13 protein-coding genes are annotated in these 12,396 nt (G+C 65.4%); 6 read left to right on the top strand and 7 right to left on the bottom strand.

Annotated elements, in window-relative coordinates; all coding sequences use genetic code 11:
* Positions 1 to 5: 5 nt before the first annotated feature.
* Both FFS60_RS13730 and FFS60_RS13725 read right to left on the bottom strand, forming a co-directional pair.
* The gene (locus tag FFS60_RS13730; RefSeq protein WP_137822282.1) at positions 6 to 455 is read right to left on the bottom strand and encodes a GNAT family N-acetyltransferase; all 450 of its coding nucleotides are present in this window, start codon (positions 453 to 455) and stop codon (positions 6 to 8) included.
* Positions 456 to 475: 20 nt separating this feature from the next.
* Entirely contained in the window at positions 476 to 1,108 is a 633-nt protein-coding gene (locus FFS60_RS13725; RefSeq protein ID WP_137822281.1) for an FMN-binding negative transcriptional regulator, read from the bottom strand.
* 101 nt (positions 1,109 to 1,209) lie between these two features.
* On the opposite strand from FFS60_RS13725, the gene FFS60_RS13720 reads away from it, so the two are divergent.
* Positions 1,210 to 2,673, top strand: coding sequence for a PLP-dependent aminotransferase family protein (locus tag FFS60_RS13720; RefSeq protein WP_137822280.1), 1,464 nt, complete (start codon positions 1,210 to 1,212; stop codon positions 2,671 to 2,673).
* 185 nt (positions 2,674 to 2,858) lie between these two features.
* On the opposite strand, the gene aspA is transcribed toward FFS60_RS13720, so the two are convergent.
* The gene (gene aspA, locus FFS60_RS13715; RefSeq protein ID WP_137822279.1) at positions 2,859 to 4,283 is read right to left on the bottom strand and encodes an aspartate ammonia-lyase; all 1,425 of its coding nucleotides are present in this window, start codon (positions 4,281 to 4,283) and stop codon (positions 2,859 to 2,861) included.
* Positions 4,284 to 4,462: 179 nt separating this feature from the next.
* Here aspA and FFS60_RS13710 point away from each other — a divergent pair, with 179 nt between their 5' ends.
* Entirely contained in the window at positions 4,463 to 5,371 is a 909-nt protein-coding gene (locus FFS60_RS13710) for a LysR substrate-binding domain-containing protein (protein ID WP_028626947.1), read from the top strand.
* A gap of 67 nt (positions 5,372 to 5,438) precedes the next feature.
* Here the strand turns inward: FFS60_RS13710 and adhP are convergent, their stop codons facing one another.
* A complete protein-coding gene (adhP, locus tag FFS60_RS13705) occupies positions 5,439 to 6,461 on the bottom strand; it encodes an alcohol dehydrogenase AdhP (RefSeq protein WP_137822278.1) in 1,023 nt (340 codons plus the stop codon).
* Between the two features lie 262 nt (positions 6,462 to 6,723).
* On the opposite strand from adhP, the gene purE reads away from it, so the two are divergent.
* The 4 genes from purE to FFS60_RS13685 all read left to right on the top strand — a co-directional run bounded on the left by purE (position 6,724) and on the right by FFS60_RS13685 (position 9,273).
* Positions 6,724 to 7,215: a 5-(carboxyamino)imidazole ribonucleotide mutase gene (gene purE / locus FFS60_RS13700; protein WP_028626945.1), complete on the top strand. Its 492-nt coding sequence runs from the start codon at positions 6,724 to 6,726 to the stop codon at positions 7,213 to 7,215.
* A gap of 3 nt (positions 7,216 to 7,218) precedes the next feature.
* The gene (locus FFS60_RS13695; protein ID WP_137822277.1) at positions 7,219 to 8,304 is read left to right on the top strand and encodes a 5-(carboxyamino)imidazole ribonucleotide synthase; all 1,086 of its coding nucleotides are present in this window, start codon (positions 7,219 to 7,221) and stop codon (positions 8,302 to 8,304) included.
* Between the two features lie 97 nt (positions 8,305 to 8,401).
* The gene (locus FFS60_RS13690) at positions 8,402 to 8,647 is read left to right on the top strand and encodes a GlsB/YeaQ/YmgE family stress response membrane protein (RefSeq protein ID WP_028626943.1); all 246 of its coding nucleotides are present in this window, start codon (positions 8,402 to 8,404) and stop codon (positions 8,645 to 8,647) included.
* 92 nt (positions 8,648 to 8,739) lie between these two features.
* Positions 8,740 to 9,273 (top strand): DUF3299 domain-containing protein, encoded by a 534-nt coding sequence (locus tag FFS60_RS13685; protein ID WP_137822276.1) that lies wholly within the window; start codon positions 8,740 to 8,742, stop codon positions 9,271 to 9,273.
* A 134-nt stretch (positions 9,274 to 9,407) separates the two neighbouring features.
* On the opposite strand, the gene FFS60_RS13680 is transcribed toward FFS60_RS13685, so the two are convergent.
* The 3 genes from FFS60_RS13680 to FFS60_RS13670 form a co-directional block, all read right to left on the bottom strand.
* Positions 9,408 to 10,307 carry a D-hexose-6-phosphate mutarotase gene (locus FFS60_RS13680; protein WP_137822275.1) on the bottom strand — a complete coding sequence of 300 codons (900 nt, stop codon included), beginning with the start codon at positions 10,305 to 10,307 and terminating at the stop codon, positions 9,408 to 9,410.
* A gap of 105 nt (positions 10,308 to 10,412) precedes the next feature.
* Entirely contained in the window at positions 10,413 to 11,789 is a 1,377-nt protein-coding gene (locus FFS60_RS13675; RefSeq protein WP_137822274.1) for a TRAP transporter large permease subunit, read from the bottom strand.
* On the bottom strand, positions 11,782 to 12,333 hold the full coding sequence (locus tag FFS60_RS13670; protein WP_028626939.1) for a TRAP transporter small permease subunit: 552 nt from the start codon (positions 12,331 to 12,333) through the stop codon (positions 11,782 to 11,784). Before FFS60_RS13670 ends, FFS60_RS13675 begins: the two co-directional genes overlap by 8 nt.
* Between the last annotated feature and the right edge of the window lie 63 nt (positions 12,334 to 12,396).

Raw genomic sequence — 12,396 nt, 5'->3', positions numbered from 1 at the left:
TCCGGTCAGAGGATCTTGCGGTACTGGACGAAGCCGGAACGGTCGGCGATGCGGTCGTAGAGCTGCATGGCGTCCGTGTTGGTTTCGTGGGTCAGCCAATGCACCCGCGAGGCGCCGGCGGCGCGGGCCTGTGCATAAACGTGTTCGATCAGTTGGCGGCCAATGCCGCTGCCGCGCAGGCCTTCGGCTACGTACAGGTCCTGCAGGTAGCAGTAGTCGCCGGTGGTCCAGCAACTACGGTGGTAGATGAATTGGACCAGGCCCACGACCTTGCCGTCCTGCCAGGCCAGTGCCGCGTGCATCGGTTCGGCCGGGTCAAGGAAGCGCTGCCAGGTAACGGCGGTGGTTTCGGCGGCGATCTCGGTCTTGTAGAAGCGCTGGTAGCCCTGCCAGAGCGGCAGCCAGACGGCGTGGTCGGCGGCGCTGACCGGGCGGATTTCAAGCGATGCGGACATGGGTTCCTTCCTCTAGTGGATCAGTCGATAGCGGTCATGCGCGCGGCCAGTTCGCGGTCGCGCGGGTTGCTCGATGCGGCCAGGCCTTCGCGCACCCCGGCCTGGTCGGCGGCCGGGCGGTTCTGGCCGAGCTTCCATTTGCCCTCCAGACGACGGATCGGCAGGGCGAAGCCGACAATGGCGCGGAGCATGCTGTCGAGGTACTCGCGCGGGGCTTCATCCACCGCCCAGGGCTGCGGGCGGCCGGCTTCGTGGCGGTCACTCAGACGGCTCACCAGACGCAGCAGGCGCTCGGGGTCGTCGAACACCTCGGCCTGGCCCCAGGCATGCACGGCGATGTAGTTCCAGGTGGGTACCACCTTGCCGTGCTCGGCCTTGGCCGGGTACCAGCCAGGGGTGACGTAAGCATCCGGGCCGGCGAACACCACCAGCGTTTCCGCGCCTTCGGCAAGGTCGCGCCAGTGCGGGTTGGCGCGGGCGAAGTGACCGTAGAGGGTGCCGAACTCCCCTTCACCGGGCTCCAGCAGCAGGGGCAGGTGGCTGGCTTGCAGGCCCTGGCTGCCCGAGCTGGTGAGCACGGCGAGGCCAGTGGCCCGCATCTGGTCATGGAGTTGGGTGAGGTCGTTCTGGCGGAAGGATGAAGGGACGTACATGAAGACTTCTCCTGGCGGAATGGCTTCATGCTAGGCAGGATATTGGCCTGTTGTAAGAGCCATTTCCTTCCAGTTTGATAGAGCCAATCAGGGGGCGAAACATGCCTGCCACGCCACCGCTTCCCGTCGACCTTTCCGGTATCCGCCTCGACCCCGGCCAGGGGCTGTCGCGGCAGCTCTACCAGGCCCTGCGCGAGCGCATTCTCGATGGTCGCCTGGGCAGCCGCACACGCTTGCCGGCCACCCGCGATCTGGCGGCGCTGCTGGGCATCTCGCGCAATACCGTGACCCGTGCCTTCGACCAGCTCTACGCCGAGGGCTACGTGGAAGGGCGGGTGGGCGACGGCACCTATGTGGCGGAGTTATCCACAGCGCGGCCCGTGCCCCAGCCGCCGGCCGGTCCAGAGCCGGGGCCGGCGTTGCAGCGGTTGCAGAGCCACCATCTGCCGCCGCCGGTGACGGGCGCACCACGGGCGTTCCGTATCGGCGTGCCGGCCTTCGACCTGTTCCCTTTCGAAACCTGGGCGCGGCTGCAGGCGCGCTTCTGGCGCAAGCCCTCGCCGGCGCGCCTGGGCTATGGCGATCCCGCGGGGGACTGGGCGCTGCGCGAGCTGGTGGCCGCCTACCTGCGCAGCAGTCGCGGGCTGTCCTGCGACCCGGCGCAAGTGGTGATCACCTGTGGTGCCCAGCAGGCCATCAGCCTGTGCGCCCAGTTGCTGGTGCAGCCCGGCGACCGGGTGGCCATCGAGAATCCCGGTTATCGTGCCGCCGGCCATGCTTTTGCCGTGGCGGGGGCCGAGTTGTGCGGCGTGCCTGTGGATAACGATGGCCTGGACAGCACCGCGCTGGCGCAGGTGGAAGACTGCCGGCTGGTGTATGTCACGCCCTCGCACCAGTACCCCACGGGCGTGACCCTGTCGCTGGCGCGGCGGCTGGAACTGCTGGAGTGGGCCGAGCGCCGTGATGGCTGGATAGTCGAAGACGACTACGACGGCGAGTACCGCTACAGCGGAACCCCGCTGGCGCCCCTGGCTTCGTTGGACCGGCAGGGGCGGGTGATCTACGTCGGCACCTTCTGCAAGATCACCTTTCCGGCGCTGCGCCTGGGCTACATGGTGCTGCCACCGGCGCTGGCCGAATCTTTCGCCCAGCGCCGCGCGCTGGACATGCGCCATTCAGAGATCGGCACCCAGGCGGTGATGGCGGAGTTCATCGCCGCCGGCCACTTCCAGCGCCATGTCCGGCGCATGCGCCTGGCCGCCCGCGCCCGCCGTGATGCCCTGTTGCGCGACTGGCCGGAGGCGATTCCCGGCTGCGCGCCCATGCCATCGGTGGATGCCGGTCTGCACCTCTGCGTGCGGGTGGACAGCCTGGCACGCGAACGCCAGCTGGTGGACGCCGCTCGTGCAGTCGGAGTGGAGATGAACGGGCTTAGCGAATATTGGTTGGAGACCAGTTCCGAGCCTGTGGATAACCGCGCGGGGCTGGTGCTGGGCTTCGCCGCCGTACCGGAAGCGCAGATCGCCGAGGCCATCCGCATGTTGCGCAGGGCGTGGTGTCTGTAGCCCGGATATTGCTGCGTAGGATGGGTGGAGCGAAACCCATCGATCTGGACGATGGGTTTCGCTCCGCTCTACCCATCCTACGGTGGGGCTTCGGGACACTTTTCCACAGGCAAAAAAAAGGATGGCTGGCGCCATCCTCGAAGGATGAAGGGGCGAGGCCCCTCCTGGTGAGTTCGTTTGCCTGATCAGGCCTTCAGCGGCACAAGGCGCGGGGCGATCATGTTTTCCGGGCGGAGGATGTCGGCCAGCATGGATTCGTCCAGCAGCTTCTCCTCACGCACCAGTTCCAGCACGCCGCGGCCGGTTTCCAGGGCCTGCTTGGCGATGCGGGTGGCGTTCTCGTAGCCGATGTACGGGTTCAGCGCGGTGATCAGGCCGATGGAGTTTTCCATCAGGCGGCGGCAATGCTCTTCGTTGGCGGTGATGCCATTGATGCAATGCTCACGCAGCATGTCCATGGCGCGTTGCAGCAGGCGGATCGAGTCGAAGATCTTGTAGGCGATCAGCGGTTCCATCACGTTCAGCTGCAGTTGGCCGCCTTCGGCTGCCAGGGTCAGGGCCAGGTCGTTGCCGATGACTTCGAAGGCCACCTGGTTCACCGCTTCCGGGATTACCGGGTTGACCTTGCCTGGCATGATCGAGCTGCCCGGCTGGCGCGGCGGCAGGTTGATTTCGTTGATGCCGGTACGCGGGCCACTGGAGAGCAGGCGCAGGTCGTTGCAGATCTTCGACAGCTTGACTGCGGTGCGCTTGAGCATGCCGGAGAACAGTACGAAGGCGCCCATGTCGGAGGTGGCTTCGATCAGGTCGGCGGCCGGTACGACCGGCTGGCCGCTGATGGCGGCGAGGCGCTGGACGGCCAGGGCCTGGTAGCGCGGGTCGGCGTTGATGCCGGTGCCGATGGCGGTGCCGCCCAGGTTCACCTCGGTCAGCAGCTCCGGCGCCAGGCGGCGCAGGCGGTCGAGGTCTTCACCCAGGGTGGTGGCGAAGGCGCGGAATTCCTGGCCCAGGGTCATGGGCACCGCGTCTTGCAGCTGGGTGCGGCCCATCTTCAGTACGTGGGAGAACTCCTCACCCTTGGCGGCGAAGGACTGGATCAGGCTATCGAGGCTCGCCAGCAGGGCGTCGTGGCCCAGCAGCAGACCGAGGCGAATGGCGGTGGGGTAAGCGTCGTTGGTCGACTGCGCCATGTTCACGTCGTTGTTCGGGTGCAGGTACTTGTACTCACCCTTCTGCTTGCCCATGGCTTCGAGGGCGATGTTGGCGATCACCTCGTTGGCGTTCATGTTGGTGGAGGTACCGGCACCACCCTGGATCATGTCCACCACGAACTGGTCGTGGAAGTCACCGCGGATCAGGCGAGCACAGGCTTCGCTGATGGCCGCGTGCTTTTCGGCGCTGAGGTGACCGAGTTCCTTGTTGGCATCGGCAGCGGCCTGCTTGACCATGGCCAGGGCGACGACCAGCTTCGGGTAGTGCGACAGCGGCACACCGGACAGGCGGAAGTTGTGGACCGCACGCAGGGTCTGGATGCCGTAGTAGGCGTCGGAAGAAACTTCGAGGGTGCCGAGCAGGTCTTTTTCGATGCGGAAGGATGCAGCGGAGGACATGATGCGATTCATCTCTGGGGGAACACGGCCAGTGCCGCGATGCCCAATAATCTAGGCTTCTAGCTGTTTTTCGGCCAATGCTGTTATTCGCTGGGTCATGCACAATCGGCATAATGTACGAGTGACGCGGGTTCGCCTGCGAGCGTGTGCACCAAAATCGAGCATCCTGGACATTCACGATGAACCTGGAAACCAAATGGCTGGAAGACTTCGTCGCCCTGGCCAGTACCCGCAGCTTCTCCCAGGCCGCTGAGCGGCGTTTCGTCACCCAGCCGGCGTTCAGCCGACGCATTCGCAGCCTGGAGGCGGCGCTGGGGCTGACGCTGGTCAACCGCTCGCGCACCCCGATCGAGCTCACCGAGTCCGGGCAACTGTTCCTGGTCACCGCGCGCAGCATGGTGGAGCAACTGGGCGACGTGGTCCGCCACCTGCACCACCTCGAAGGCCAGCAGGGCGAGGTGCTGCAGTTCGCCGCCGCCCACTCCCTGGCACTGGGCTTCTTCCCGCAGTGGATCGCCCGGCTGCGGGCCGATGGCTTGAACATCGCCAGCCGGCTGATCGCCACCAACGTGGGCGAGGCGGTGCATTCGCTGCGCGAGGGCGGCTGCGACCTGATCCTGGCCTTCTACGACCCGGATGCGGCATTGCAGATGGACCCGGAAATCTTCCCCTCCATGCACCTGGGTCGGACCGAGATGCTGCCCGTTTGCGCCGTAGATGCCGACGGTAAGCCGCTCTACGAGCTGGACAGCGGACAGAGCGTGCCACTGCTGGCCTACAGCGCCGGCGCCTTCCTCGGCCGCTCGGTGAACATCCTCCTGCGCCAGCGCGCGCTGCGTTCCACCACCGTGTACGAAACGGCCATGGCCGACAGCCTGAAGAGCATGGCGCTGCAAGGGTTGGGCGTGGCCTGGGTGCCGCGCTTCAGCGCCCAGGCCGAACTGGCCCGTGGGGATCTGGTGGTTTGTGGGGGCAGCCAGTGGCATGTGCCTCTGGAAATCCGCCTGTACCGCTGCGCCTTGGTGCGCAAGGCTGCGGTACGCCTGCTCTGGCGCAAGCTGGAAGGTGGCGTGGGTGGGGAGGTGTAGGAGCGAGCTTGCTCGCGAACCCTGCCGGCGCATTCGCCAGCAAGCTGGCTCCTACAGGTTCGATTGCCTAGACCTCGACCACGATGCGCCCTTCGATCTTGCCGGCACGCATCTGGTCGAAGATGGCGTTGATGTTGTCCAGCTTGTCGCGGTGGATGGTGGCTTTCACCAGGCCTTCGCCGGCGAAATCCAGGGCTTCCTGCAGGTCGGCACGGGTGCCGACGATGGAGCCGGTGATGCTGATGGCTTTGAGCACCACATCGAATATCGGCGTGGGGAAGTCGCCTGGCGGCAGGCCCACCAGGGCTACGGTGCCATGGCGCCGGGCCATGCCGATGGCCTGGCCGAAGGCGCTGTTGGAAACGGCGGTAACCAGCACGCCGTGGGCGCCGCCTATATCGCGCTGGATGACTTCGGCAGGGTTTTCGTTGCGGGCGTTGATGGTCAGGCTGGCGCCCAGCTTGCGCGCCAGTTCCAGCTTGGCGTCGTCGACATCGATAGCGGCGACGTGCAGGCCCATGGCGCGGGCGTATTGCACAGCGACATGGCCGAGGCCGCCGATGCCGGAAATCGCCACCCACTGGCCGGGCCGCGCGCCGGTCACCTTCAGACCCTTGTAGACGGTGACGCCCGCGCAAAGAATCGGTGCGATCTCGGCAAATTCGACGCTCTTCGGCAGGATTCCCACGAAGTTAGGGTCTGCCAGCACGTATTCGGCATACCCGCCGTTCACCGAGTAACCGGTGTTTTGCTGGCTTTCGCAGAGGGTTTCCCAGCCGGTCAGGCAGTGCTCGCAGCAGCCGCAGGCGGTGTAGAGCCAGGGCACGCCGACACGGTCGCCTTCCTTGATACGGGTGACGCCCGCGCCCACTGCAGCCACATGACCAACGCCTTCATGGCCGGGAATGAATGGCAGGCTCGGTTTTACCGGCCAGTCGCCTTCGGCGGCGTGCAGGTCGGTATGGCAGACGCCCGAGGCTTCGATCTTCACCAGGATCTGCCCGGGGCCGGGCAGGGGAACCTTCACTTCCTCTATACGCAGTGGCTCGCCAAAGGCATGGACTACCGCCGCTTTCATGGTCTGGTTCATGGGGTGCACCTCCTTGGTAGGGCTTCCGATTCTGCGTGGCGGGTGGGCGCCAGCATTGCCCTGGAGCAAGGTTTAGCCGCATCGGCCGGGAAGGGTGCGGGGCTCTGGACGAGCGGTAAGGGCAAATGCACGCCGGGCGTGGCTTTGCGTTATACTGCGCGGCCTTCGGCCGGCAGCGCGCCCCGCAGCACGGCCCCCTTCGCATAACAAGCCACGCCATCGCGTGGCTTGTTGGTTTTTCGACCATTGACGAGGCACGACGATGAGCGCACTGGTAGGCGTGATCATGGGCTCCAAGTCCGATTGGAGCACCCTTAGCCACACCACCGAGATGCTGGACAAGCTGGGCATCCCTTATGAAGTGAAGGTGGTTTCCGCCCACCGCACGCCGGACCTCCTGTTCCAGTACGCCGAAGAGGCCGAAGGCCGTGGCATCGAGGTGATCATCGCCGGTGCCGGCGGTGCCGCCCACCTGCCGGGCATGTGCGCCGCCAAGACTCACCTGCCGGTACTCGGCGTGCCGGTGCAGTCGTCCATGCTCTCGGGCGTCGACTCCCTGCTGTCCATCGTGCAGATGCCCGCTGGCATTCCGGTTGCCACCCTGGCCATCGGCAAGGCTGGCGCGATCAACGCGGCCCTGCTGGCCGCCAGCATCCTCGGCGGCAAGTACCCGAAGTACCACGTTGCGTTGAAGGACTTCCGTCGCGAGCAGACCGATATGGTCCTGGACAACCCGGACCCGCGTGAGGCCTGACCCATGAAGATCGGCGTTATCGGTGGCGGCCAGCTGGGTCGCATGATGGCCCTGGCGGGCACTCCGCTGGGCATGAACTTCGCCTTCCTCGACCCGGCGCCGGATGCCTGCGCCCAGGCCCTCGGCGAACACATCCGCGCCGACTACGGCGACCAGGATCACCTGCGCCAACTGGCCGATGAAGTGGATCTGGTGACTTTCGAGTTCGAGAGCGTGCCGGCCGAAACGGTGGCTTTCCTCTCGCAGTTCGTGCCGGTGTACCCCAGCGCTGAAGCGCTGCGCATCGCCCGCGACCGTTGGTTCGAGAAGTCGATGTTCAAGGACCTCGGTATTCCGACCCCGGATTTCGCGGATATCCAGTCCCAGTCCGACCTCGACGCCGCTGCCGCCAGCATTGGCCTGCCGGCCGTGCTCAAGACCCGCACCCTGGGTTACGACGGCAAGGGCCAGAAGGTCCTGCGCAAGCCCGAGGACGTGACGGGCGCCTTCGCCGAGCTGGGTAGCGTGCCCTGCATCCTCGAAGGCTTCGTACCCTTCACCGGCGAAGTGTCCCTGGTGGCGGTACGCGCCCGTGACGGCGAAACCCGCTTCTACCCGCTGGTGCACAACACCCACGAGAACGGCATCCTGCGCCTGTCCGTCGCCAGCAGCGAGCATCCGCTGCAGGCCCTGGCCGAGGACTACGTCGGCCGCGTGCTGACCAAGCTGGACTACGTCGGCGTGCTGGCCTTCGAGTTCTTCGAAGTGGACGGCGGCCTGAAGGCCAACGAAATCGCCCCGCGCGTGCATAACTCCGGCCACTGGACCATCGAAGGCGCCGAGTGCAGCCAGTTCGAGAACCACCTGCGCGCCGTCGCTGGCCTGCCGCTGGGCTCGACCGCCAAGCTGGGCGAGAGCGCCATGCTCAACTTCATCGGCGAAGTGCCGGCTGTGGATAAAGTGATTTCCATCGCCGACTGCCACCTGCACCACTATGGCAAGGCCTTCAAGGCAGGGCGCAAGGTGGGTCACGCGACCCTGCGTTGCGCCGATCGTGCCACCCTCGATCGCCAGATCGCGGCCGTCGAAGCGCTGATCGACCAGGCCTGATGCACCCACGACCGCCCCGCGATGGGGCGGTCGATGGCGGGAAAGCAGCCGTCCATCTAGGCTCAGGCATGCCTCAACTACCTTCGGAGGGCATGGCATGGGCATCATCGGCACCATCATCATCGGACTGATCGTTGGTCTGATCGCACGCTTCATCAAACCCGGCGACGACAGCATGGGCTGGATCATGACGATCCTGATCGGTGTTGGCGGTTCGCTGCTGGCCACCTATGGCGGTCAGGCAGTGGGCATTTACCAGGCCGGACAGGTCGCGGGCTTCATCGGCGCGGTGGTGGGCGCGGTGGTGCTGCTGGTGATCTACGGCATCGTCAAGAAGAGTTAGTGCGCAGGTTGTCGGTGGGGCTGGGAACCGCCAGGCCGCGCGGTTAGTCTTAGCGCGTGATGTTCCCGCCCCACGCTTTCACGAGTCCTCCCATGCGCTGTCTCGCCTGTCTGCTCCTGCTGTTCTGCTGCACCCTTGCCCGTGCCGAACTCCCCGAAACCGACTGGTTGGAGCTGATGCCACCCGAGGACCGCAAGGCCCTGGAGGAGATGCCGGAGATCAGCCACGACAGCCCCGAGGGCGATGGCACCTTCGGCCAGAAGGGCGGCCTCAAGCAGCAGAAGGACCTGCCGGCGGTGATGTATTCGGCCAAGACGGTGGCTGCCCTGAATGGCAAGCAGATCCATATCGGCGGCTACCCGGTGCCGCTGGAAAGCGATGCCCAGGGGCGCAGCACTCTGTTCTTCCTGGTGCCTTACCCCGGCGCCTGCATCCATGTCCCGCCGCCGCCGCCAAACCAGATCGTGCTGGTGCGCTACCCCAAGGGCATCCAGCTCGACGATATCTACGCGCCCATCTGGGTCGACGGCATCCTGAAGGTCGAGCAGGTCAGCAATGATCTGGCCGATGCCGCCTATGCCATGGAGGCCGGCAGCGTGCGGCTGGTGGAAGAGAGCGACCTGTAGGTCGACGAGGCGAAATTCGTGGGATGGGTCGAGGAACGAAACTCGTGCGGACCCCGGTAGATGGGTTTCGCGGGCTCTACCCATCCTACGGAATATCTGCCTTGAGCCCAGGCGACTGAATTCGCCCTATAGGATCAGAGCGGCTTGCTGGCGATGTTGAGCACCATGCGCTGCTCTTCGCCGGGTTTGAGCACCAGGATGTCGTCCATCACCCGGGCCGTCTCGATGCAGAGCATGCCCTGCCAGGCGTCTTCGGCGAACTGGGACAGACGCTTGGCTTTGCCGACCCAGGGATTCCACACCACCGCCGAGGCAGAACCTTCGACATCGAGCTGGATCCGGCGCTTCCAGGCGCGGTCGACGATGCTCATGCGGCTGGGCGTTTTAAGGTAGATGCGGTCTGTTTCGCCGGAGAAGGCGATATTTCCCTGCTGCTTGCGCAGTTGCCAGTCTTCCAGGGTCTCGATGTAGGGGCAGCCGTCCAGGCCTTCCACTTCCACCTCGCGAATATCGCTGATGGCGAAGTAGCTGTGCAGTGCCTGGCTGATGGCCAGCGGGGTATCGCCGAGGTTGTGGCTGGTGAGGCTCACCTGCAGGGCTTCGCCGAGCCGGATGTCCAGGCGTAGCTTTGCGGCGTGGGGCCAGCCGGGGAGCAACGGACTGCGGCTGTCGACGGCAAAGGCCATGTGGACGGTCGTGCCGTTGGTGTCGATGTTCAGCAGCTCCCAGTCCAGTTCACGCACCAGGCCGTGGGCGGGGCAGAGCGGACCACCTTCGTGCATGCCTTGAACTTCGGCCGGGTTGCGTCGCAGGTCGCCGAACCAGGGCCAGCACACTGGCACGCCGCCGCGCACGGCCTTGCCTTTCTGATAGGCCGCCTGGTTGCTGAGCCAAATCAGCGGCGGCTCGCCGTCGCGCTGGTAGCCAAGGATCTGGGCGCCCTGCTGCGCCACCTGCAATTCGGCGTCTTCGGTGCGTACCCGCCAGCAGGTGAGTTCGTCGAGTTCGATGCGTTCAACCAGGGGACTGGACATCTGGAATTCCTCCGTGGGGCATTGGCTCCATTGGAGCGCGCCAGGGCGGTTTTTCCAAGAGCCGAAAGCGAGACGCCCGTCAGGGACGGGCGTCTGGTAGGGGCATCAACTGCCGTAGAGCTGCTCGGGCAACCAGGTGATCAACTGCGGGAACAGGTAGGCGATCACCAGCATCAGCAACTGGATGAAGATGAAGGGCACCACACCACGGTACATGGTGCTGGTGGGCACCGAGGGGGGTGTCACTCCGCGCAGGTAGAACAGCGAGAAGCCGAAGGGCGGGGTGAGGAAGGAGGTTTGCAGGTTGAGGGCGATCATCACCCCGAGCCATACCGGGTCCAGGCCCATGGCCAGCAGCACCGGGCCGACGATGGGCACCACCACGAAGGTGATCTCGATGAAGTCGAGGATGAAGCCCAGCAGGAAGATCACCAGCATCACCACGAAGAACGCGCCAAGCACGCCGCCGGGCAGCATCGCGAACATGTCCTCGATCAGCACTTCGCCGCCGAAGCCGCGGAATACCAACGAGAACAGCGAGGCGCCGATCAGGATCAGGAACACCATGGAGGTGATCTCGGTGGTGCCAAAGGCCACTTCGCGAAGTTGCGACAGGCTGAGCTTGCCCTTGGCCAGGGCCAGCAGCATGGCGCCTACAGCGCCCAGTGCGGCGGCCTCGGTGGGGGTGGCGAGACCGGCCAGGATCGAACCGAGCACCGCGGCGATCAGCGCCAGTGGCGGGATCAGGGCCTTGGCCAGTTTGCCCCACTCGATCGGGCCCAGCTCCTCCTTGGGCAGGGCCGGCAGCTTCTTCGGCTGCAGGATGGCCACGGCTATCAGGTAGAGGATGTACATCCCCACCAGCACGAGGCCGGGGATCAGCGCACCGACGAAGAGGTCGCCCACCGAGACGGTCTTGGGCGAGTAGATGCCCATTTTCAGCTGCGCCTGCTGGTAGGCGCTGGACATCACGTCGCCCAGCAGCACCAGGATGATGGAGGGCGGGATGATCTGACCCAGGGTGCCGGTGGCGGCCAGGGTGCCGGTGGCGATGGCCGGGTCGTAGTTGCGCCGCAGCATGGTGGGCAGCGCCAGCAGGCCCATGGTCACCACCGTGGCGCCGACGATGCCGGTGCTGGCGGCGAGCAGGGTGCCCACTACGCAGACGGAAATCGCCAGGCCGCCGCGCAGGGTGCCGAACAATCGCGACATGGATTCCAGCAGGTCCTCCGCGACGCGGCTTTTCTCCAGCATGACGCCCATGAACACGAACAGTGGCACGGCGAGCAGGGTCTGGTTGTTCATGATGCCGAAGGTGCGATTCGGCAGGGCATGGAGAAAGCTGGCATCGAAGGTGCCGGTGAGTACGCCGATGCCGGAGAAGATCAGCGCCATGCCGCCCAGGGTGAAAGCGACCGGGTAGCCGGCCATCAGCGCGATGCAAATGCTGACGAAGAGGAGGATTGCCATGACCTCAGCCATGCTTCACCTCCCCGTCTTCGTCGATGATCCGCCCGCTGGCCAGGTAGCCGCACTTGATCAGGATGGACAGCCCCTGCAGCAGCAGGCTCACCACCATCACGAGGATGATGCTCTTCTGCAGGTACACCAGAGGCAGGCCGCCGGACTCGCTGGAGCGCTCCAGGGTCGACCAGGAGGCGCTGACGTAGTCCCAGCTGTTCCAGCCGAGGTAGAGGCAAACCGGGATCAGGAAGAACAGGGTGCCCAGCATGTCCACGACGGCGCGGCGGCGGCCGGAGAACTTCTGGTAGAAGATGTCGACGCGGACATGGGCGTTGCGGTGCAGCGTCCAGGCCGCGGCCCCCATGAACACCAGGGCGTGGGCGTACATCACCGATTCCTGCAGGGCGATGGCGCCGATGCCGAAGCCGTAGCGCAGCACTACCACAATTGCGGTACCGAGCACGAGAAAGAGCGTGAGCCAGGCGCAGGCCTGGCCGAATCGGGCGTTGAGCGCGTCTAGAGAGTGCGCTACGCCCAGCAAGGCGGGTGTCTTTGCGGTCATTGCAGGTCCTTGTCGTTATTGGAAGAGGGACGAGACGCTGAATGTTCTAGCAGGTCGGCAAAA

The sequence above is a fragment of the Pseudomonas sp. D(2018) genome (genome assembly GCF_005502555.1).
Classification (GTDB): Bacteria; Pseudomonadota; Gammaproteobacteria; order Pseudomonadales; family Pseudomonadaceae; genus Metapseudomonas; species Metapseudomonas resinovorans.
The sequence above is the reverse complement of the archived record's forward strand: the minus strand, read 5'-3'. Positions and strand labels throughout refer to the sequence as shown.

Excerpts from the sequence above, each read along its gene's own strand:
- FFS60_RS13730 (WP_137822282.1), bottom strand. The coding sequence starts at position 455 with ATGTCCGCATCGCTTGAAATCCGCCCGGTCAGCGCCGCCGACCACGCC.
- FFS60_RS13725 (WP_137822281.1), bottom strand. The coding sequence starts at position 1,108 with ATGTACGTCCCTTCATCCTTCCGCCAGAACGACCTCACCCAACTCCAT.
- FFS60_RS13720 (WP_137822280.1), top strand. The coding sequence starts at position 1,210 with ATGCCTGCCACGCCACCGCTTCCCGTCGACCTTTCCGGTATCCGCCTC.
- aspA (WP_137822279.1), bottom strand. The coding sequence starts at position 4,283 with ATGTCCTCCGCTGCATCCTTCCGCATCGAAAAAGACCTGCTCGGCACC.
- FFS60_RS13710 (WP_028626947.1), top strand. The coding sequence starts at position 4,463 with ATGAACCTGGAAACCAAATGGCTGGAAGACTTCGTCGCCCTGGCCAGT.
- adhP (WP_137822278.1), bottom strand. The coding sequence starts at position 6,461 with ATGAACCAGACCATGAAAGCGGCGGTAGTCCATGCCTTTGGCGAGCCA.
- purE (WP_028626945.1), top strand. The coding sequence starts at position 6,724 with ATGAGCGCACTGGTAGGCGTGATCATGGGCTCCAAGTCCGATTGGAGC.
- FFS60_RS13695 (WP_137822277.1), top strand. The coding sequence starts at position 7,219 with ATGAAGATCGGCGTTATCGGTGGCGGCCAGCTGGGTCGCATGATGGCC.
- FFS60_RS13690 (WP_028626943.1), top strand. The coding sequence starts at position 8,402 with ATGGGCATCATCGGCACCATCATCATCGGACTGATCGTTGGTCTGATC.
- FFS60_RS13685 (WP_137822276.1), top strand. The coding sequence starts at position 8,740 with ATGCGCTGTCTCGCCTGTCTGCTCCTGCTGTTCTGCTGCACCCTTGCC.
- FFS60_RS13680 (WP_137822275.1), bottom strand. The coding sequence starts at position 10,307 with ATGTCCAGTCCCCTGGTTGAACGCATCGAACTCGACGAACTCACCTGC.
- FFS60_RS13675 (WP_137822274.1), bottom strand. The coding sequence starts at position 11,789 with ATGGCTGAGGTCATGGCAATCCTCCTCTTCGTCAGCATTTGCATCGCG.
- FFS60_RS13670 (WP_028626939.1), bottom strand. The coding sequence starts at position 12,333 with ATGACCGCAAAGACACCCGCCTTGCTGGGCGTAGCGCACTCTCTAGAC.